This is a genomic window from Variovorax sp. 10N420 (assembly GCF_056394705.1).
In genome coordinates, this window is sequence record NZ_JBFTIJ010000005.1 from 427,869 (window position 1) to 446,841 (window position 18,973).

An 18,973-nucleotide genomic window follows, 5' to 3' on the forward strand; every position below is an offset into this window, starting at 1 on the left:
CGCGCCATGGATTCGCTTCGACGTATCGACCCGCAAGGCCTGGCGCCGTCGGCGGCCGCTCGGCGCGGCCGATGGCGGCGGCTGGCGTCTCCTGCGGTGTTTCATGGCTGGGCGGGCCGCATGGTGCCGTGGTTCGCGGCCCTGGCCGTGGTGCTCGCGGTGGTGGGGTTCGTGGTCGGCTTCCTCGTGGCGCCGACCGATCACCAGCAGGGCGAGATCTACCGCATCATCTTCATCCATGTGCCTGCGGCGTGGATGTCGATGTTCATCTACCTCGTGGCCGCGTTCCATGCCGCGATGGGGCTCGCCTTCCACACGCGGCTGTCGGCGCTGATGGCGCGGGCGCTGGCGCCCACGGGGGCACTTTTCACCGCCATCGCACTGTGGACTGGCGCGGTGTGGGGCAAGCCGACCTGGGGCACCTGGTGGGTGTGGGATGCGCGGCTGACTTCCGAGCTGATCCTGCTCTTTCTCTATTTGGGCTACCTGGGCCTGGTGTCGGCCGTCGACGATCCACGGCGCGCGGACCGCGGCGGCGCGATCCTGCTGCTGGCCGGCGTGGTCAACGTGCCTATCATCTATTTTTCGGTGCAGTGGTGGAACACCCTGCACCAGGGCGCGTCGATCAGCTTCACGGCCGCGCCCGCGATGGCGCACACCATGCTCGCGGGCATGCTGCTGATGGCGGGCGCATGCTGGGCCTATTCGGTGGCGGTGGTGCTGGCGCGCGTTCGCTGCCTGATCGTGGAGCGCGACACCTTGGCGAGGCGGCGATGAGCGGCAGCGACCCGACCCTGTACCTCCTCGCAGCCTACGGTGTCACTTCGGTGCTGATCGCCGCCGAGGTCTGGATGCTCGTGCGCCGCTGCCGCGCTCAATCCCGAACGTTATTACCTTCGGAGCTGCACGATGAAGCCTAGGACGCGGCGCCTGGCGATCATCGGCTCCGGACTGCTGGCGTTCGGGCTCGCCGCGCTGCTGGTGCTGAACGCGCTGCGCTCGAACCTCGTCTTCTTCTTCAGCCCGAGCCAGGTCGCTGCCAGCGCCGCGCCGCGCCATGGCGCCTTCCGCATCGGCGGGGTGGTGGAGAACGGCTCGGTGCAGCGGGGCCATGACGGCTTGACAGTCCGCTTCGTGGTGACTGATCTGGCGCAGCGCGTGCCGGTGAGCTACCGCGGTCTGTTGCCGGACCTGTTCCGCGAAGGCAAGGGCGTGGTGGTGGCGGGCCGATTGCTGCCCGACGGCTCCTTCGAGGCAACCCAGGTGCTGGCCAAGCACGACGAGAACTATATGCCGCCCGAGGCTGCGGGGGCCCTGGAGCAGGCGCGGCAGTCCCACACGGCGCCGACGCTGGAGGCGCCCCAATGATCCCCGAGCTCGGCGTCTTCAGCCTGGTGCTGGCTCTGCTGGTGGCGATGGTGCAGGGCAGCCTGCCGCTGGCGGGTGCGCACTGGGGCGTGACCGGCTGGATCCGGCTGGCGCGCCCGGCGGCGCTCGGCCAATTCATCTTCGCGGCCATCGCCTTCGCGTGCCTCGCATGGTGCTTCCTGGACAACGACTTCTCCGTTCTCTACGTGGCGTCGAACTCGCATGCCGACCTGCCCGCCGCCTACCGGTTTGCGGCCGTGTGGGGCGGGCACGAAGGCTCAATGCTGCTGTGGCTCTGCCTGCTGAGTGCATGGACCGTGGCGGTGGCGCTGTTCAGTCGGCAATTGCCCGAGGCCTACGTCGCGCGCGTGCTCGCGGTGATGGGGTGGCTCAGCGTGGGTTTTCTCCTCTTCCTGCTGTTTCTGTCGAATCCATTCACTCGTCTGATGCCGCCCGCGCTGCAGGGGCGCGACCTGAACCCGCTGCTTCAGGACCCGGGCATGGTGGTACATCCGCCGGTCCTCTACATGGGCTATGTCGGCTTCTCGGTCGCCTTTGCCTTTGCCATCGCGGCGCTGCTGTCGGGTGAACTCAACGCAGCGTGGGCGCGCTGGTCGCGCCCCTGGACCGTGGCCGCATGGATGTTCCTGACCCTGGGCATCCTGATGGGCAGCGCATGGGCCTACTACGTACTCGGCTGGGGCGGCTGGTGGTTCTGGGACCCGGTGGAGAACGCTTCCTTCATGCCCTGGCTCGTGGGCACGGCGCTGATCCATTCGCTGGCGGTGACCGAGCAGCGCGGCGCCTTCCGCAGTTGGACCGTGCTGCTCGCCATCTGCACCTTCTCGCTGAGCCTGCTGGGGACATTCCTCGTTCGCTCCGGCGTGCTGACCTCGGTGCATGCCTTCGCGGTCGATCCGGGGCGCGGGTTCTTCATCCTGGCCTTCATGGTCGCGGTGGTGGGCGGTTCGCTGCTGCTCTTCGGCTGGCGCGCGCCGCGCATCGGCCTGGGCGGGCGCTTCGGCCTGCTGTCGCGCGAGTCGCTGCTGCTGTCCAACAACGTGGTGCTGACGGTCGCGGCGATGTCGGTGCTCATCGGCACGCTCTATCCACTGGCGCTCGACGTGCTGTCGGGCCAGAAAATCTCCGTCGGGCCGCCCTACTTCGAGGCCGTGTTCGTGCCGATCATGGTGCCGGCGATCTTCCTCATGGGCGTGGGGCCGATTGCGCGCTGGAAGCATGCGCCGCTGCCCGAACTGGCGCGGCGCCTGCGCTGGGCCCTCGCTGCCAGTTGCGTGGCCGCGCTTCTGATGCCCTTCACGCTGCCGGCCGGCCAGCGGGGCTGGCCGGCGATGTCGACCTTTGCACTTCTGGTGGCGGCCTGGGCCGTGGCCAGCGCTGTGGCGCACGCCTGGCAGCGGCTGCGTGGCGCGCCCGGCGGCTGGCTCGAACGCGCGCGCCGCCAGCCGCGCGGTTGGTACGGCATGCTGGTCGCGCATGCGGGCATCGGCGTCTTCATCTTCGGCGCGACGATGGCCAACGGTTTCGAAAGGCGGCAGGAACTCAAGCTGAATCTGGGCGAGCAGGTTGCGCTTGCTGGCTTCGAGTTTCGGTTCGAAGGCATCGCGCCGGCCAGTGGGCCGAACTACGACGCGCAGCGCGCTACGGTGCAGGTGTCGCGCCACGGCAAGCCGGTCGTGACGCTGCATCCCGAGAAGCGCATCTATCGCGCCCAGCAGATGCCGTTGAGCCAGGCCGCCATCGACGTCGGCCTGACGCGCGATCTCTTCGTCGCGCTGGGCGAGCCGGCCAGAGACGCCGCGTGGACGATGCGCCTCCACGTCAAGCCCTTCATGGCGTGGATCTGGGCCGGCTGCCTGCTGATGGCCTTCGGGGGCTTGCTCGCGGCGACCGATCGCCGCTACCGCCTCGGCATGGCCGCGCGCAAGACCCGTGCGATCGGCGCCACGGCCGCGTTGCGGCCGCAGGAGGGCGCCTGATGCGGTTCAAGCTGCCTTTCGCGATCTTCATCGTGCTGGCGATCATGCTGGCGGTGGGCTTGCTTCGCGATCCGAAGCTATTGCCTTCGGCGTTGATCGACAAACCGGCGCCCGAAATAGACCTTCCGTTGCTGCACGACCCCCAGCAACGGTTGAAGGTCGAAGGTCTGCGCGGGCAGGTCTGGTTGCTGAACGTGTGGGCCTCCTGGTGCGCACCCTGCCGCGACGAATTGCCAGTGCTGATGGAGCTCGCCGGCAAGGACGGTGTGGTGCTCTATGGCCTCAACTACAAGGACAAGAGCGACGCGGCGCGCACCTGGCTGCAGCGCTGGGGCAATCCTTATCGCGGGTCTGCAGTCGACAGCGATGGACGCGTCGGCATCGACTACGGGGTCTACGGCGTGCCGGAGACCTTCGTGATCGACCGCGCGGGCCGCATTCGCTACAAGCATGCAGGTCCGATCAGCGCCGACATTTGGCGCGACCGCCTGCTGCCGGTCGTGAAGAGCCTGCAATGAGCCGTTGGGCCTGCCTCATCCTGCTCTGGGCGCTGATGCACGGCGCGGACGCCGCCGGCACGATCGAGGACAGGGAGGCGCGACTCTCGGGCAGCCTTCGCTGCCTGGTGTGCCAGAACCAGACTCTGGCCGAGTCGAACGCGCCGCTGGCCGCGGACATGCGCCATCAGATCCGCGAGCAGCTCGGCCAGGGCCGCAGCGAGCAGCAGATCAGGGATTATTTCGAGGAACGCTACGGCGCCTTCGTGCGCTACGACCCTCCCTTCATGCCGTCCACCTGGCTGCTGTGGGTGGGACCCTTCGTGCTGCTCGCAGTGGGCTTCGCGGCGCTGTGGCGTGTGGTGCGCCGTCATGGCCGCTCGGAGCCCGCGCCGTTGACGCCGGCTGAACGGGAACGAGCGGCCGCGCTCCTGAAAGGGGACGCGCCGTGACGGTCCTGTGGCTGTCCGCCGTAGCGCTGCTGGTGCTGGCGCTGCTCTTCGTCGTGCCTCCGCTGCTCAGGGCATCGGCAGCGCGTCCGCTGGCGCAGGGTGATGCCGTGCGCAGGCTTCATGCGGAACAACTGGCCCGGATCGAGAAGGACTTCGAGTCCGATGCGCTGAGCGCGCAGGACCGCGCGCAGGCCATCGACGAACTGCAGCGGCAGGTGCTCGACGAGGCAACGCCATCGTCGCCTGGCACCGGGCTCGTGTTCCGGCCGTGGATGGGTTGGGGCGTCGCTGGCGTCTTGAGCGTCGGCCTGCCGGCCGCGGCGTTACTGCTGTATCTGCAGGTCGGCAATCCGATGGCCGCCGCGAGCCAGATGCTGGCGGCCGAGCGCTCGGGCTCGCATGAGGGCGAGGGCGGCGAGGTCGAGGCCATGGTCGGTGGATTGGCCGCACGGCTGCGCACCCAGCCCGACGATGTCGAAGGATGGATCGTGCTGGCACGCTCCTACGAATACCTGCAGCGCTACGACGACGCGGTGGTCGCCTACCAGAAGGCGATGGCGCTGGCGCCGAACCAGCCTCAGTTGCTGGCCGACTATGCGGACGCTTTGGCATCGGCCCGCGACGGCGATCTGGGCGGCCCGGCTCAGGCCGCCATCGATGCCGCGCTGGCCATTGACGCCGACCATCCGAAGGCGCTCGCGCTGGCCGGCATGGCCGCGTTCAAGCGCGGCGACCTCGTGCAGGCCCGGCAACGCTGGGAGCATGTGCTGTCCTTGCTGCCGCCGGACTCCGAGGCGGCCCAGAGGATCGGCGCCAACCTCGCCGAACTGGACGCGGCCAAGCAGTCGGCAGCGCCGCGCGTCGAAGCGGCGGGCAAGCGCGTCGGCGGCACCGTGTCCATTGCCACGGGATTGCGGGAAAGGACTACGCCGCAAGACACAGTGTTCGTGCTGGCTAAGTCCCCCGCCACCGGGCGCATGCCGGTCGCGGTGCTGCGCCTGCAAGTCAAGGATCTGCCTGCGAAGTTCGTGCTCGACGACACCCTGGCAATGTCACCGGACCTCCCGATCTCGCGCTTTGACGTGGTGACGATCGAGGTGCGCGTGACACGGTCGGGTCAGGCAGCGCCGCAGCCGGGTGACCTGACCGGCTCGGTGGCCGATGTGGCCTTGGGGCAGGACGCCGTCACGCTGGAGGCGGACAAGGTGATCCGGTGAAGGCCGGTGACATGGGCCTGACCGGACGCTTCACTACATATCGCCCGACCGCCGCAGTGCGCTGAACTGGTCGATAGTCGGTTTTCGCCCCAACTGTCCAGCAAGTGGGTATGGATGCCGGCTGTGCAAATGCATTTGCGCGGATTGGCGCGCGCGCTCCTGACGCGTGGCGCTCGGCCCAGGCTTCGGTGGACTCGGGACCGTGCGGGTGCGGTTACCGATTTGCTAGGAGGCAACGTGCAGCTGTCTGGAGACGCCCACCGCACGCAGCCCCCGGAGGTCGAAGCCAAGACCTAACGACTGCAGGACAAGATCAAGAACCTGCGCGAGCAGATGGAGCAGCTCGACGACACGAAGGAAGAGTTGTCCGGGACCTGAACGGAGCCTACGCGATCGCGCCGGTGATTGCCCCATAGAGAGAGCAGGAGCTGATTCGCGGCAGCAACACGCTCGTCGAGGCGCGTCCAAGCGGTTATCGTCGCCCCAACGCGCCGGCTCAATCCGGCTGAATCCCACCTTCGCACGCGCGCTTGGGGATGCCATTCGAAGTTTGCCCCTTTCCACGAGGACCGATGCGATGGCTCGACGCGAGCTGCCGTTTCGCTGCGGTTGTCATCCTGAAGCGCTTGCCCGTTCACCGGTCGAGCCAACAGTTTCTCTGGTCACTGTATCTCCAGCGCCTGACGACCTCTCAAGTCGCTGGAGTCGAACCCTCTAGAGCCCCTGCTCGCCCGTCGCCCGGATCTCCACGCGCCGGTTCGGCTCAAAGCAGGCGATCAGCGCGGTGCGATTCTTCGCCTTGCCTTGCGCTCTGCACTCTTGCTCGGTGATCTTGAGCTCGGTCTCGCCGCGGCCTTCGGTCTGGATGATGTTCGCAGGCACCCCTTGCGCGACCAGGTAGTCACGCACGGAGGTGGCGCGCGCCACGGACAGGCGCTGGTTGAACTCGACACCGCCGATCGGATCGGTGTGCCCGACGATGGAGATCGAACGCAGCCGGATGCCGGAGGACCTGAGCTCCTGCAGAGTGCTGTCGATCCGTGCGCGGCCGGCCGGCGTCAGGTCCGACTTGGCAAAGGCGAAGGTGCCATCGGCCTTGAGTTCAAAGTTGCGCGCGGCCGGAGGCGGAGGCGGCGGTGGAGGCGGCGGCATCACTGCTGGCGGCGGTGATGGCGGACGTGCCTGCGCCACCACGGGCGGCGGACCGAAGGGGATTTGCAATCCGACCGTGAACATCCAGTCGTTCATCTGCTGGCGGCTTGCCAACCTGACGTTGCTCGCGTTGTCGACATAGCGGTAGCGTGCATCCGCCACCAGCCGGCCCCACGATGAAAACGGCCAGACCACGCCCAGCCCCGCATTGGCGGTGAAGCTGGTGTGGCTGCTGCTGCTGGCGAACAGGGTATCCACCTTGTTGTCGAGCGCGCCGATACCGCCAACGACATAAGGCTGCACGCTGCTGGACTGCCAGCGATTGATCCCCTGGCGGCCCAGGAAGAACCACTGCGCATCGATCGTGCCGCTGAGGTTCTTGTACTTGTCGTGAGTGTTGAAGACGCCGAAGGCAGTGCCGAACTTGCTGTCGAGCTGCTCGTACTGCACGCGCCCCTCGATGTTCCAGTAAGGATTGATCGGCTTGCCGATCGAGACGCCTCCGCCCCAGCCGTTCTTCGCATTCCAGTTGTTGTCCGGATGGACGTAGGTGCCGAAGGGAGTGATGTACCAGCGGTTGTCGTAGTACTGATCCGGTGCGAAGCTGGTCTGGGCCAGAGAGACACCGCACGGAATGGCGAGTACGCAGCAAGCTGCAAGGGCGCGTCGATCGAACATAAAGACTCCGCAGTTGTTGACGTTGATGAGAGCCTCAGCCGAAGCCGGACGAATCCACGATAGAGGCGGCCTTGGCAGTTCGATGCGTTGAGACGTCACCAAACGTTGTGTAATCACCAGTTATCGACATCATTGTTTCAATTAAGTCAGAACCAACTACCAATGGTTGCTCATTGGCAACGTGTGCATTGATGCCGAATTAAGTAGCAAAAGCGTGTTTGTGGAACGGACCATGTATAGATTCGCATCAACTGACAAACGTCAATGCGCGCTCACTCCATGGATGCCTAAACTGCCCGACCGCCCAAGGACGGAACAACATGTTGCCTCGAGCCGTCTGGACAAAATGGTGGCACACACATTGAATTTTTCAGGGACTTTGCATTGACGGTATTCATCCTGCATGCTCGCGGGATCGGAAGGAAACTCCATGAAGATGAAGATGCATATATTGGCGGCCTCCTTCGTTGTTGCGTCCGCGTCCCTCATGGGCGCTGTGGAGAGCGCGACAGCGGCGGACCAGTGGTTCGTGCTCGGCGAGCAGACAATCAAATCCTCGGACCCCAGCGCGCAGATCAAAAGCGAAGGCGGTCGATGGGACAAGGACGTCAAACAGGTGAAGTTGTCAGCAGAGGGTGCCGACGTTCAGATCACGCAGCTCGTGCTCAACTGGGACAACCGCAGAGACGACACGGTGAAGGATGTTGGCGTCATCAAGGCAGGCGGACAGACCGCCGCAGCGGATGCCCCGGGTCGGAAAGGGCGACTGACGGCAGTCACGGTCCAGTACAAGATCCTCGGCGACAAGCCATCAGCCACCCTCAAGGTCTGGGGCTTGGACTGAGGCGAGGCGGGCGCAGCGCTCGTGTGCAGGAGACGGCCTGCCTTCTGCAGGGGGTGCGAAGCGCACAAATTGCAATCCACTGAGGGCGCGTGCGCAATGTGCGTTGAACGTCCGCGCACCCAGGACCCACACCATGAAGACTCGCGAGTTGCGACTCGATAGGTTTGCTGTTTCGCGTTCTTGATATGGAGCCATCATCATGAAACTTGTCCTGCCCGCTCTGGTTCTTGCAGTCTCTGGGTGTGCGAGCCAACCAACGTCATCACCATCACCCTTGCCATCGGAGGTGCGTCCTGTCGGTCAGAGCCAGCTTCCCCCCAAGGCAGCCGCTGCATGCATCGCGCAGAAATGGGCCACAGGTACCCGGCAGACTGTCTACACGCAGTACGTCTATGCGAATGACACGGCATTCGATGTCTTCGTTCCTGGTCAGATGCCACCAAGCGGCTCCGCCGCCATGGTGCGCCCGGCGACCAATGGATCCGGCTCGATGGTTGGTTTCCGCGGCCCAGAGACGAGCGTGACCGGCGTCATCGGGCAGTGCCAATCCTGATCTCCGTGTTCGATTGAAGACCAGCGCCAGTACCCGCCGCCCAACTGCCGACAGCGCACCTTCGAGACCAACCACCAGGGTGGCCGCGCCTACTGGGACTCTCTCGGCCGCAAACCCTGGCGGAGCAAATCAGACCTTCAGGATTTGTCGAGGCCGTATGCTGCTTCGATCGCATCGAGCGCAGCGCGGGCGAGTTCCACAGCGGCCTTGAGATCGCGTGGCTGCTCATCCCAAACCTCGCCGTCCGGCGGGGCCAATTCAAGCGAAATCCGCTCAGCGGCGGTTTCCCATCTCACCCAAGCGAGCGCCTGTACCTCGTTTTTGTCCATGTAATCCTTTGCAGACGGTGCCGATCCTATCGATAGGGGGCATCGCGCCGAACGTCGGGCCATATTCCTGAGTGTCTCGCTCAGGCGGCACTTGTTTCTACTTGCGTGTTTCGTGTTTTGGCTTTGGGCGAGATTATTTTTGGCGCTATTTGAAGAGCGCTCGCGCCAAGTGAATACAAGCCGCGTCATTGTCGAGATGAAGGAGATCAAGAGGTTGCAGTGCGGTGCATGTGGGTCACGCGTCCGGCCCGAAGCATACGGGTGTCTCTTTGAACTGGCAGGGTCCGGCGCGGCGAGTCGACGGTGGTGTTCCGCTTGCAGCAGCTTCAGGGTTGGCAGCCGCATCCGGATCTCCGAAGCTCTTGAGCAAACGCAATGCGCCCCGGCGCTGTTGACCCTTTTGCTGGCGCGTCCTCCCACGGACGTCTACCTCATCTACACCCCGATGATGCTGGGGCTGATTGGCGGCTTCGTGCGCCTGCCGCGCCTGCTGCAACGATGCCGTAAGCAGTTTAGTGAACAACTCTGGCGTTCGACCAACAGACCAATGAGCCACGAGGTGCCTCACTTGTTCGGGAGCGTCTTGATCGCTCTGTGGCGATCGCAGCCGATGTCCTGAGCTTCCATCGGAAGACCCATGCGTGCGATGCGCATCGGCTCCGGTTCCCCTGAGATCGTGACTACGACCCGGGTCCAGCCGTCTGCGGTCTTGCCGAAAACCGCCGTCCCTTCAACCCCAGCAGTCCGCATGGAGCGGAGGATCCGGGCGCATTGACCGCAAAATCCTCCGGCGCGTAGACGAACGGAATGGTCTCGGTTGCGCCCATGCGCCCATCCTACCGCCTCGCGCGGCAGTCTGGCGGCCGATTCCAGTACGAGCGAGTCTTCGTGTGCCGCGGCCGCCGCCAAGGATCCCCGACCCGCCGGCCGGACTCTTGCGCGGTGCTGAACCCGAACTGCTGCGGCGGCGCTGTAGAGACTGACAGGGAAGCCCTCATGGAAGTCCTCATGTCAGGTCGATCGAATCGCGGCGATCGCGGACCACCTATCGAGCAACTGCGACCTGCTGGCGACGAACTCGGATTGAAATTCGTTCACTTCGGCAGTGATTGGCGCGACCATGACCCGAGCGGCAATGGAAGCTCGTTTGTCCGTGGGAGGTTTCTTGTCTCTGACCGTTCAAGGGCAACGAAGGCGGCTTGGTGCGACACTTGGACCTCGGTCTCAATCCATCAACCTTGGAGAACGCAAATGATCGACTCGAGAGGCGGAAACTGGCGCCGGGCAGGCGGAATGCTGGCCGCGGTCGGACTCCTGATGCTATCGGGGGCTGCCCTGGCCACCGATCAGTCGCAACAGCGTCAGCAAGGCAGAGACGCGAACCAGGCGGCGAAACAGGACGCGCGTTCGGACAAGATCGACTGCCGGGCCGAAAACCAGAAGAGCAACGCTCAGTGCCGGCAAGACAAGCACGAGACCAAGCAGGGCGGACGCCAGGAAAAGCGCGACACCAAGTACTAGCGGGCTATCACCCATCGCATTGCCCGGCGGCAGCCGTGCGATCAACGAACGCTTGCCAGGAGATGAGTGGCGGCACGTGACCAATTCGCAATTGGGCGCGAAAGGCACGTTTCTGCTTCTGCGGTCATCATCAACATGTCCAAAGATCGTGGCAACCGTTTCCACCTTGCGGAGGCCGTCATGTGAGGCCACGCAGGACCAGCTCGCCCACAACGCGGGACGCGCTTTGTCGCGCAGAAGAACGCCTGAGACGTCATGGGCAAATGAGAGATCGAGCGGTCTTGCCCTTTACAAAGCGCAGGCGCAAAAACTGGAACCGAGTCCTCAAGGGGATTGTTCAAGGCAGTCCTTGGGCCCGCTTCGAGCGGGCCATTTTCGGTCAGACTTGAGTGAGTGGCCCGGTCGGCGGCAACCGCGAGCGGCGAGGAAATTCGGAGCTTGACCTCCACCGACATCGTGCTGGATTCGGCGTGCGCTAAGGGTCACCCCAACAGTACCGGACACTTGATCTGACTTCGGCCTCAGGCTCCTTCCAGTTAGGCCAGCAGTTCAATGCAGTGAGCGGATAAAGTTCGGCCGACCTCCATTCGACGTTCGGCAGTGCTCGCAGGAGTCACTGCCGGTCAACCTGTTCTTCAAGAACCGGTCGACTTCGATCTCGCAGTGCTCGATCAAACATCAGGGTGTCTTCGAATGCGCAGTGGTCGGAATTCCCGACGAGGCCAGGGGCGAGGCTGTCAAGACCGTGGTGGTTCGCTCAGACCCGGGACTGGGTGAACGACATCCGCGCGCACTGCGCAAGGCCCTGGTTCCCGAATCCACGGTCCGCAAGATCCTGCGCCCAGGCCTGCGATAGCTGGGCACCCACCGCGCGACCTCAACGGCGCGGCAGCGCGGCTTCGCTGATCTGCTTGAGGCGCGTCAGCGATTCCTGAAGGGCGCTATCCAGCGATGGTTGCAGCCTAGCAGGGACTAAGGGCCATTGAAGGTCCTGTGCCCCTCTGGCAGCTTTCCGGCGCCGATTTCATGCTCGTGAATGTCGCTGATGGGCCCGAACCGGGCTTACAGCGGACAGCAATGGGGCTCGGAAGCGGCTGTTGGATGCTCGCTGCGCCGGTGCCGGCAGAACTTTGAAAAGGCGACCGGTGCAACTTCGAAAACGGCGCTCGCAAGCTGTTGATCCTTGGGTAACTAGGTGAGACAACCTTGGAGGAACTCAGCTCGCTCGATGTTCGGTGAGCTCGTTCAAAGTTAGACCAGATTTCCATCAAATTTAGACCCTAACTTTGACGACGGCGCGCGCAAGTTGTTGATTCGATGAGAAATCGGCCGTCGCTCCCTTGAACGCCCCGCCCGGGAGCGACGGCAACGAGCGGGGCAGGGGAGGGCGGGGCGAGCGCAGGGGTGCGATCAATCGAAACGCGTGCGCACTGACGGAATGCCGGTCAACAATCCGCAGCCAGCCGCTCCCGGCCGAGGGTGTGTGGAAACTCCATTGATGGTCGCCTATATTGAGCAACCCGTCTGAGCGAGGTGGCCCATGAAGCGATTCATCGAAGGCGAGGACCGTCAGCAGGTCACTCTGCTGCCAGAGTGCCTTGACGACTATATCGGCGAAGACAACCCGGTGCGGGTCGTCGATGCTTTTGTCGAGGAGTTGGATCTCTATGCGTTGGGCTTCGAAGGCGTTGAACCCGCAGCCACTGGGCGCCCCTCATTTCACCCCTCGGTCCTGCTGAAGCTCTACATCTACGGCTACCTGAACCGCATTCAGTCCAGCCGGCGTCTGGAGCGCGAGGCGCAGCGCAATGTCGAACTGATGTGGCTTACCGGCCGGCTCGCGCCGGACTTCAAGACCATCGCCGGCTTCCAACACGACAATGGAGCCGGTACTCGCAACGTTTGCCGCCGCTTCGTCGGCCTGTGCCGCGAGCCCAAGCTGTTCTCCCACGCCATCGTGGCCATCGACGGCAGCAAGTTCAAGGCGGTCAACAGCCGCGACCGCAACTTCACGCCCGGCAAGATCGACGCTCGGCAACGGCAGATCGAGCAGAGCATCCAACGCTACCTCGACGCGCTGGAGACGGCCGAGCGCACGCAGCTGGTGAAGGTTGAAGCCAAGACCGTGCGGTTGACGGAGAAGATCAAGAAGCTGCGCGAGCAGATGAAGCAGCTCGACGACACCATGGAAGAGTTGAAGAAGGAACCCGACGGGCAACGCTCGCTCACCGATCCCGATGCACGTTCAATGAACTCGCAAGCCAAGGGCTCGGGTCTGGTGGGCTGCAACGTCCAGGCGGCGGTCGACGCCAGGCATCACCTGATCGTGGCGCACGAGGTCAGCAGTTTCAAGCGAGATGGCAATGAAGCGATTCATGGAAGGCGCGGACCGACAGGCGAACGCGACGGGAGCTGGTCAGGGCACGCTGAGGCCGAAGCGCCGCCGCAATGCGTCCGCCAAGGCCTTGAGCAAGGCCGACACCGCGAAGATGAAGACGATGTAGATCGCCGCCGTCGCAGTCAGGATCTCGATCGGTTCGTACCAGCGGTTCACGAGCTTCTGCGACTGGAACATCAGATCGGGCACCGCGATCACGGACACCAGCGCCGACGACTTGACGATTACCGTGAACTGGTTGCCGATCGAAGGCGCCGCGTCCAGCAGCACCTGCGGCAAGACGATGCGCCAAAACCCACGAACGCGCGACATGCCGAGCGAACTGGCCGCCTCTATCTGCCCGCGCGGCATCGACTCGATCGCACCCCGGAAGGTCTCTGCCAGATAGCCGCTCGACTGCAGCGCCAGCGCCACGCAGGCCGCGGCGAAGAAGGAGTTCGGCCAGCCGATGAGCTCGGGCCAGACGTAGTTGACCCACAGCAGCTGCACCAGCACCGGCGTTGCGCGAAAGAACTCGATCAGCCCGATCGCGACGGGCCGCAGCGGCTTCACATAAAGCCGGACCAGCGCCAGCAGCAGTCCGCCGATGAGCGCGAACACGAAGGACACTGCGCACACTTCGAGCGTCACCTGGAAGCCCGCGGCGAACGCGTCGCGCTGGTCCCAGACCAGGCGCTGCCAATTGCTCACGACGCGGACCTCGTCATGCGAACACCTTCGCGCGCCAGCGCTTGGAGAGAGCCTGCAGCAGCGAGGCCGCGCAGAACACGATCACGAAGTAGACCAGCGCGGCGCCCGTGTAGAGCGGCATCGGCTTCATCTCCTGCGCGCTCACCATCGACACCTGGTACATCAGGTCCGGCACGGCGATCAGCGAGACGATGCTCGTGGCCTTGAACATCGAGATGAACTGGTTGGTCGATTCGGGCAGCATGCGCCGCACGACCTGGGGCAGCACGATGCGCCACATGATGTGGCGTTCGGACATGCCGAAGGACTGCGCGGCCTCGAAGTGGCCGCGTGGCACAGCCTCGATGCCTGCGCGGAAGGTCTCTGCGAAGTAGCCGCTGTAGACGTAGCCCAGCGCGATCACGGACGAGACGAACGGGTCGAACTCGAGCCGGCGCGACAGCAGCGTGCCGATGAGCAGCGGCAGCACGAAGTGCACCCAGACGATCATGATGTAGTCGGGCGAGTTGCGCGAGATCTCGGTGTGCAGCGTCGCGAGCCAGCGCAACGGTGCGAAGCGGCTTCGGCGTAGCAGCGCGACGCCAAGCCCGGCCATGACCGCGATCGTGGCTGCGCAGGCGAACACGCCCAGGCTCATCGCCAGGCCCTTGAGCAGGGCCTGGCGGTATTCCCAGAACAAGGACAGGTCGAACGTTTCTCTCAACACCTCGGGCATCGTGCCACTCCTAGCCGCCGGCCTTGCTAAGGAACTGCCGCAGCCGTTCCGAGCGGGGCGCGCCGAACAGCTCGGCGGGCGGGCCTTGCTCTTCCACGAGCCCGTTGTGAAGGAACATGACGTGGTCCGAGACTTCGCGCGCGAAGGCCATCTCGTGTGTGACGACGATCATGGTCGTGCCGTCCCTCGCGAGGTCGCGCATCACCGCCAGCACCTCTTCGGTCAGCTCGGGATCGAGCGAGGAGGTCGCCTCGTCGAACAGCATCACCTTGGGTTGCATCGCCAGCGCGCGCGCGATGGCGACGCGCTGCTGCTGCCCGCCCGACAGCCGCGCGGGATAGGCGCCGGCCTTGTCGATCATGTGAACGCGGTGCAGGCAGGCCTCGGCGACCTCCCGGGCCGCCTTGCGCGAGAGGCCGCGCACGTGGCGCGGCGCTTCGGTGACGTTTTCCATCACGGTCATGTGCGGCCACAGGTTGAACTGCTGGAACACCATGCCGAGGTCGCGCCGGATCCGGTTCACGTCAGCAACGGAACGTGGCCGTCCATCGCGCACGCAGAGCGATTCGCCGTCGATGAGCACATCCCCGGCGCTCGGCGTCTCCAACCGGTTGATGCAGCGCAAGAGCGTGCTTTTGCCCGACCCGCTCGCGCCGATCATGCTCAGCACGGTGCCGCGATGGACGTCGAAGCTGATGCCCTTGAGCACCTCCAGCGTGCCGAAGTGCTTGTGCAGCCCTGTCACGCGGATGCACGGTTCGCCGACCTGGGGCGGTGCTTCGGGCGGTGCGGATTCGAGCGGCATGAGGGAGACGGCCGGGGGATGCGCCGGCTTCACGCGTTGCCGAGCCTTTCCATGTGAAGCTTCATCAGGCGCTCCGTCTCGCCATTGGTGCGCAGGAAACCGGCCCAGAAGTCGAGGAAGTTCTTCCATTCGTAGTCGCCGTAGCGCACGGCCCAGCTGCTCGGGCGGCGGTCGATCGGATGATCGGGCTCGAAGGCCACGGCCCAGTTCACGCGCTTGGCCATGAGCTGCACGGCCACCTGGCTGCTCATCCACACGTCCGATTTCTTGGCACGCACCGGCTCGGCGCCGAGCTCGGCCTGGCCCGTCGTGGTGATCAGCTTGGCCTTCGGGAAGAGCACGGGGATGCGCGGCTCTTCGCTGCCGCCCGAGACGACCGAGAATGTCACGCCCGGATCGTTGAAGTCCTCGAGCTTCTTGAAGCGCCCTGCGTTGTCCTTGTGCACGAGCAGCAGGCTGCCGACTTCGTAGATCGGCCCGATGTAGTCGACCGCCATGGCGCGCGCCATCGTGTAGGTGAGCGCGGAGCCGAACACGTCGTAGTCGTCGCGCCGCAAGGCAACGGTGGCGTTCTGGAAGGTCACCTCCTTGAACTCGACCTTGACGCCCATCTGCTTGGCAAGTTCGGTCGCCGCGTCGAAGTAGATGCCGCCGAGTTCGCCGGTCTTCGCGTTCTTGTAGAAGAAGGGGCCGGTTTGCGCATAGCCGACCCGCAGCACGCCGGCCTTGAGCACCTTGGCGAGCGTCGATTCGGGCCGGATGCCGCTGTCGAGCGATTGCGCGAGCGCCTCGCGGGGCATCAGGCCCACCGCGGTCGTCGCGAGCCCTGTGGCCGCGGCGCCGAGCAGTGCGGTGCCCTTGAGAAAGTCGCGTTTGTTGCTGGCGTTCAGTGAGTCCATGGTGGGGTTCTCCGGTGGTGGCCTAGGGTTGGAAAGCGGGCTGCGCGCCCGGGCGCGTGTCCTGCAGCGCAAAACGGGTCTCGATCCGCGTGCCTCGCAGGCCGACGATTTCGCGGTGCAGGAAGACGGTGGCGTCGGCGTAGCCGATGTCGAATTCGATGGAGGCGCCGATGGCGGGCGACGACGCGCCGGCGTCGAGTTCGAGCGTGAGGAGAGAAGCCGAATGCGCGATGCGCGCCGCGCCGGCGATGCCGAGCACGCGCGGCGCCTTGGGGTAGACCGCGAGCGACTTCCAGCCCGCATCGCAAACGATGCGCGTCGCCGTCGGGCGCGCGAGCACGCTGGCGCGCAGCCGCATCGCCGCTTCGAGGTCGATGCCGAAATCCTCCCGGCAGCGCAGGTCGCCGAACACGCCGCCTCCGGCCTGGATCTCGGTCACGCCATCGAGCGTGGCCGTCGTCTCGAAAGTCCCCGTTCCACCGCAACTCACGACGCGCGGCAGAAGACCGGCAGCGGCGCAAAGGCGCGCGCTTTCGGCGAGCAGGCCCACGGCCTCGACGATGGCGTGGCGTCGTGCGCCTGCCGCGACCCGTGTCGTGTGGCCTTCCCACGCCATGAGGCCTTCGAAGCGCACGCCGTCCTCTGGTGCCAGCCCCTGGGCCAGTTCCGCTGCCGCTGGCCCCGGTGCCACGCCAGCCCTGCGCAGGCCCACGTCGACCTCGATCAGCACCGGAATCGTGACTCCCGAGCTGCGTGCCGCATGCGCCAGGGGCCGGACCTGGGCCAAGGCGTCGATGGCCACCGCGACCTGCGCATGCCGGTTGAGGCGGGCCAGTTGCTGCAGCTCCGCGGGCTGGATCACTTGTGACGCGATCAGCACGTCATCGATGCCGCCGTCCACCATGGCCTGCGCCTCGTCGACGGTCGCGCAGGTCACGCCGCGTGCTCCGGCGGCCAACAGGCGCCGGGCGAGCGCGGCCGAGCGAATGGCCTTGACATGGGGACGCCAGCGCTTGCCGCCCTGCGCGATCGTGCGGCCCATGCGCGCGACATTGCGATCGAACGCGTCGAGGTCGAGCAGGAGAGTGGGGGTGCGCAGTTCCATGTCAGTCGCCGGGCCGGCGGGAGTCTCGCATGATCTGGCGCTGTTTCAGCGTGGCGGCCTCGTCGACGCGCCCGTCGCCGCCGAGGCAGACACCGTAGTCGCGCAAGGCCGCCTCGCCCGACACCTTCTCGTCGATGACGTCCTCGCGCACGGCATGTGGATCGCGCTCCAGCGGATCGCCCCAGCCGCCGCCGCCTGCGAGCACGGCTTCGTACAGTTCCCCGCGCGCGAAAGTGCGCATGAACTTCCCGGGCAACTGCGTGCGCTCGCTGCCCTCGTTGCTCAGGTAGTTGGCCGCGAAGGCGCCGTCGTGGCCGCCCTGCAGCCCGTAGGGCCGGAACTTCTGCCGGTCGCTTCGGACTTGCAGCACCGCTTCGGGCACGCCCGTGAGGCGGTAGCTGCGCATCATGCCCACGCCGCCGCGGTGCTTGCCCGGCCCGCCCGAATCCGTGCGGAAGCCATAGCCCTCGATGCGCAGCGGCTGTTCGCCCTCGACCACTTCGACCGGCGAGTTCGAATAGTTGACGGCCAGCGAGGAGAGGCCGTCATTGGTGTCCTTGCCCGGCCGGCCGCCCCAGGTGCCGAACAGGAATTCGAGCAGCACGAACGGTTCCTGCCGGGCGTCGTAGCCCGCGATCGTCACGCCGAAGTCGCCCTGGGCGCCGCACGCGAAGACTTTCGACGGCAGCATGCGGGCGAGCGCGCCCCAGATCGCCTCGGTGGCGCGCATCGCGGTCAGGCCCCGCGCCGCCACGGGTGCCGGCGTGGTCGGGTAGACGACCGATCCGGGCGTCGCGGCCACCTCGATCGCGCGCATGAAGCCGCTGTTGGTCGGCAGCCCTGCGTCCAGGATGCAGCGCACGCAGGCGTAGGTGCAGGACTGCGTCATGGAGAACGGCAGGTTGATCGACCCGCGCACCTGCGGGGAGCTGCCCGAGAAATCCACCTTCAGGGTGCCGCCTGCCTTCTGCAGCTTGCAGCGGATGCGGATCGGGTCCTCGCTGAAGCCGTCGTCGTCGAGGTAGTCGTCGAAGCTCCATTCGCCATCGGCCAGCGCCTCGAACGCGGCGCGCGTCATGCGCTCCGTGTAGTCGAGCAGGTGTGCCATTTCCTCGCGCAGCACCTGCGTGCCGTATTGCCGGGCCAGTGCCAGCATGGCGCGCTCGCCGCGCGTGCAGGCAGAGACCGTCGCCATTACGTCGCCGTGCACCTTGTCCGGAAGCCGCACGTTGAGCCGCAGGATGGCCATCAGGTCTTCGTCGAGCACGCCGCGGTGGAACAGCCGCACAGGCGGGATGCGAAGGCCTTCCTGGAAGATTTCTGTGTTGTCGCAGGCGTTGCCTCCCGCGACCCGCCCGCCGATGTCGGTCTGATGGCCGATCGCCGCGGCAAAGCCGAGCAGCACGCCGTCGTGGAAGATCGGCTTGAAGACGTAGATGTCCGGCAGGTGCGTGCCGCCGCCGGTGTAGGGGTCGTTGGTGATGTAGACGTCGCCTTCGTGCATGTCGCCGGCAAAGCGCTGCAGGACGGTCTCGATGGTCGGCGGGAAGGACCCCATGTGCATGGGCAGGCACAGTCCCTGCGAGATCAATTGCCCCTGGGCGTCTATCAGGCCGGTCGAGAAATCCATCGCTTCCTTGATCACGTAGGAGCGCGCGGTGCGCACCACCGTCGCGGCCATCTCGTCGGAGATCGCGGCGAAGGCGTTCTTGAGAAGTTCGAGCCGGATCGGATCGCGCGAGATGTTCAT

Annotated in this window: 19 protein-coding genes and 1 pseudogene; 12 read left to right on the forward strand and 8 right to left on the reverse strand. The window is 65.5% G+C overall.

What is annotated here, in order from left to right; translation table 11 throughout:
* Window positions 1-6 precede the first annotated feature (6 nt).
* Genes ccmC through ccmI form a run of 7 tightly spaced genes read left to right on the forward strand, consistent with a single transcriptional unit; the run spans window position 7 to window position 5,534 of the window.
* On the forward strand, window positions 7-777 hold the full coding sequence (gene ccmC, locus AC1DEK_RS15905; protein ID WP_478126212.1) for a heme ABC transporter permease CcmC: 771 nt from the start codon (window positions 7-9) through the stop codon (window positions 775-777).
* Window positions 774-920: a hypothetical protein gene (locus AC1DEK_RS15910; RefSeq protein ID WP_478126213.1), complete on the forward strand. Its 147-nt coding sequence runs from the start codon at window positions 774-776 to the stop codon at window positions 918-920. The genes ccmC and AC1DEK_RS15910 overlap by 4 nt, the downstream gene beginning before the upstream one ends.
* Window positions 910-1,368, forward strand: a complete 459-nt coding sequence (ccmE, locus tag AC1DEK_RS15915) for a cytochrome c maturation protein CcmE (protein WP_478126214.1) — start codon at window positions 910-912, stop codon at window positions 1,366-1,368. The genes AC1DEK_RS15910 and ccmE overlap by 11 nt, the downstream gene beginning before the upstream one ends.
* Complete coding sequence (locus AC1DEK_RS15920; protein ID WP_478126215.1) at window positions 1,365-3,368, forward strand: heme lyase CcmF/NrfE family subunit; 2,004 nt, start codon at window positions 1,365-1,367, stop codon at window positions 3,366-3,368. The genes ccmE and AC1DEK_RS15920 overlap by 4 nt, the downstream gene beginning before the upstream one ends.
* Window positions 3,365-3,886 carry a DsbE family thiol:disulfide interchange protein gene (locus tag AC1DEK_RS15925; RefSeq protein ID WP_478126329.1) on the forward strand — a complete coding sequence of 174 codons (522 nt, stop codon included), beginning with the start codon at window positions 3,365-3,367 and terminating at the stop codon, window positions 3,884-3,886. The genes AC1DEK_RS15920 and AC1DEK_RS15925 overlap by 4 nt, the downstream gene beginning before the upstream one ends.
* Window positions 3,883-4,317 carry a cytochrome c-type biogenesis protein gene (locus AC1DEK_RS15930; RefSeq protein WP_478126216.1) on the forward strand — a complete coding sequence of 145 codons (435 nt, stop codon included), beginning with the start codon at window positions 3,883-3,885 and terminating at the stop codon, window positions 4,315-4,317. Before AC1DEK_RS15925 ends, AC1DEK_RS15930 begins: the two co-directional genes overlap by 4 nt.
* Window positions 4,314-5,534 carry a c-type cytochrome biogenesis protein CcmI gene (ccmI, locus tag AC1DEK_RS15935; RefSeq protein WP_478126217.1) on the forward strand — a complete coding sequence of 407 codons (1,221 nt, stop codon included), beginning with the start codon at window positions 4,314-4,316 and terminating at the stop codon, window positions 5,532-5,534. The genes AC1DEK_RS15930 and ccmI overlap by 4 nt, the downstream gene beginning before the upstream one ends.
* 714 nt (window positions 5,535-6,248) lie before the next feature.
* Here ccmI and AC1DEK_RS15940 read toward each other — a convergent pair.
* Entirely contained in the window at window positions 6,249-7,364 is a 1,116-nt protein-coding gene (locus AC1DEK_RS15940) for an OmpA family protein (RefSeq protein WP_478126218.1), read from the reverse strand.
* A gap of 430 nt (window positions 7,365-7,794) precedes the next feature.
* Here AC1DEK_RS15940 and AC1DEK_RS15945 point away from each other — a divergent pair, with 430 nt between their 5' ends.
* Window positions 7,795-8,208, forward strand: a complete 414-nt coding sequence (locus AC1DEK_RS15945; protein WP_478126219.1) for a hypothetical protein — start codon at window positions 7,795-7,797, stop codon at window positions 8,206-8,208.
* A 199-nt stretch (window positions 8,209-8,407) separates the two neighbouring features.
* Entirely contained in the window at window positions 8,408-8,761 is a 354-nt protein-coding gene (locus AC1DEK_RS15950) for a hypothetical protein (protein ID WP_478126220.1), read from the forward strand.
* Between the two features lie 137 nt (window positions 8,762-8,898).
* Here AC1DEK_RS15950 and AC1DEK_RS15955 read toward each other — a convergent pair whose 3' ends face one another.
* Complete coding sequence (locus tag AC1DEK_RS15955) at window positions 8,899-9,090, reverse strand: hypothetical protein (protein ID WP_478126221.1); 192 nt, start codon at window positions 9,088-9,090, stop codon at window positions 8,899-8,901.
* A 996-nt stretch (window positions 9,091-10,086) separates the two neighbouring features.
* Here AC1DEK_RS15955 and AC1DEK_RS15960 point away from each other — a divergent pair.
* From AC1DEK_RS15960 to AC1DEK_RS15970, 3 genes and pseudogenes are all read left to right on the forward strand, one after another.
* Window positions 10,087-10,611, forward strand: a complete 525-nt coding sequence (locus AC1DEK_RS15960) for a hypothetical protein (protein WP_478126222.1) — start codon at window positions 10,087-10,089, stop codon at window positions 10,609-10,611.
* Window positions 10,612-11,311: 700 nt separating this feature from the next.
* Entirely contained in the window at window positions 11,312-11,467 is a 156-nt protein-coding gene (locus AC1DEK_RS15965; protein WP_478126223.1) for a hypothetical protein, read from the forward strand.
* 684 nt (window positions 11,468-12,151) lie between these two features.
* Window positions 12,152-12,970, forward strand: a pseudogene (locus tag AC1DEK_RS15970) (transposase); the annotation flags it as partial.
* Between the two features lie 57 nt (window positions 12,971-13,027).
* On the opposite strand, the gene AC1DEK_RS15975 reads toward AC1DEK_RS15970, so the two are convergent.
* From AC1DEK_RS15975 to AC1DEK_RS16000, 6 genes are read right to left on the reverse strand one after another with little or no spacing between them, the layout of a single operon-like run.
* Window positions 13,028-13,699 (reverse strand): amino acid ABC transporter permease, encoded by a 672-nt coding sequence (locus AC1DEK_RS15975; protein ID WP_478126224.1) that lies wholly within the window; start codon window positions 13,697-13,699, stop codon window positions 13,028-13,030.
* Window positions 13,700-13,712: 13 nt separating this feature from the next.
* Entirely contained in the window at window positions 13,713-14,414 is a 702-nt protein-coding gene (locus tag AC1DEK_RS15980) for an amino acid ABC transporter permease (RefSeq protein ID WP_478126225.1), read from the reverse strand.
* Between the two features lie 10 nt (window positions 14,415-14,424).
* Window positions 14,425-15,219, reverse strand: coding sequence for an amino acid ABC transporter ATP-binding protein (locus AC1DEK_RS15985; protein ID WP_478126330.1), 795 nt, complete (start codon window positions 15,217-15,219; stop codon window positions 14,425-14,427).
* 29 nt (window positions 15,220-15,248) lie between these two features.
* Window positions 15,249-16,118 (reverse strand): transporter substrate-binding domain-containing protein, encoded by an 870-nt coding sequence (locus tag AC1DEK_RS15990; RefSeq protein ID WP_478126226.1) that lies wholly within the window; start codon window positions 16,116-16,118, stop codon window positions 15,249-15,251.
* Between the two features lie 22 nt (window positions 16,119-16,140).
* On the reverse strand, window positions 16,141-17,223 hold the full coding sequence (locus AC1DEK_RS15995; protein ID WP_478126227.1) for an alanine racemase: 1,083 nt from the start codon (window positions 17,221-17,223) through the stop codon (window positions 16,141-16,143).
* 1 nt (window position 17,224) lies between these two features.
* On the reverse strand, window positions 17,225-18,973 hold the full coding sequence (locus tag AC1DEK_RS16000; protein WP_478126228.1) for a hydantoinase B/oxoprolinase family protein: 1,749 nt from the start codon (window positions 18,971-18,973) through the stop codon (window positions 17,225-17,227).

What these genes read in the sequence shown, in the direction of transcription:
- ccmC (WP_478126212.1), top strand. Translation starts at nt 7, where the DNA reads ATGGATTCGCTTCGACGTATCGACCCGCAAGGCCTGGCGCCGTCGGCG.
- AC1DEK_RS15910 (WP_478126213.1), top strand. Translation starts at nt 774, where the DNA reads ATGAGCGGCAGCGACCCGACCCTGTACCTCCTCGCAGCCTACGGTGTC.
- ccmE (WP_478126214.1), top strand. Translation starts at nt 910, where the DNA reads ATGAAGCCTAGGACGCGGCGCCTGGCGATCATCGGCTCCGGACTGCTG.
- AC1DEK_RS15920 (WP_478126215.1), top strand. Translation starts at nt 1,365, where the DNA reads ATGATCCCCGAGCTCGGCGTCTTCAGCCTGGTGCTGGCTCTGCTGGTG.
- AC1DEK_RS15930 (WP_478126216.1), top strand. Translation starts at nt 3,883, where the DNA reads ATGAGCCGTTGGGCCTGCCTCATCCTGCTCTGGGCGCTGATGCACGGC.
- AC1DEK_RS15940 (WP_478126218.1), bottom strand. Translation starts at nt 7,364, where the DNA reads ATGTTCGATCGACGCGCCCTTGCAGCTTGCTGCGTACTCGCCATTCCG.
- AC1DEK_RS15945 (WP_478126219.1), top strand. Translation starts at nt 7,795, where the DNA reads ATGAAGATGAAGATGCATATATTGGCGGCCTCCTTCGTTGTTGCGTCC.
- AC1DEK_RS15950 (WP_478126220.1), top strand. Translation starts at nt 8,408, where the DNA reads ATGAAACTTGTCCTGCCCGCTCTGGTTCTTGCAGTCTCTGGGTGTGCG.
- AC1DEK_RS15955 (WP_478126221.1), bottom strand. Translation starts at nt 9,090, where the DNA reads ATGGACAAAAACGAGGTACAGGCGCTCGCTTGGGTGAGATGGGAAACC.
- AC1DEK_RS15960 (WP_478126222.1), top strand. Translation starts at nt 10,087, where the DNA reads ATGGAAGTCCTCATGTCAGGTCGATCGAATCGCGGCGATCGCGGACCA.
- AC1DEK_RS15980 (WP_478126225.1), bottom strand. Translation starts at nt 14,414, where the DNA reads ATGCCCGAGGTGTTGAGAGAAACGTTCGACCTGTCCTTGTTCTGGGAA.
- AC1DEK_RS15985 (WP_478126330.1), bottom strand. Translation starts at nt 15,219, where the DNA reads ATGCCGCTCGAATCCGCACCGCCCGAAGCACCGCCCCAGGTCGGCGAA.
- AC1DEK_RS15990 (WP_478126226.1), bottom strand. Translation starts at nt 16,118, where the DNA reads ATGGACTCACTGAACGCCAGCAACAAACGCGACTTTCTCAAGGGCACC.
- AC1DEK_RS15995 (WP_478126227.1), bottom strand. Translation starts at nt 17,223, where the DNA reads ATGGAACTGCGCACCCCCACTCTCCTGCTCGACCTCGACGCGTTCGAT.
- AC1DEK_RS16000 (WP_478126228.1), bottom strand. Translation starts at nt 18,973, where the DNA reads ATGAACATCTCGCGCGATCCGATCCGGCTCGAACTTCTCAAGAACGCC.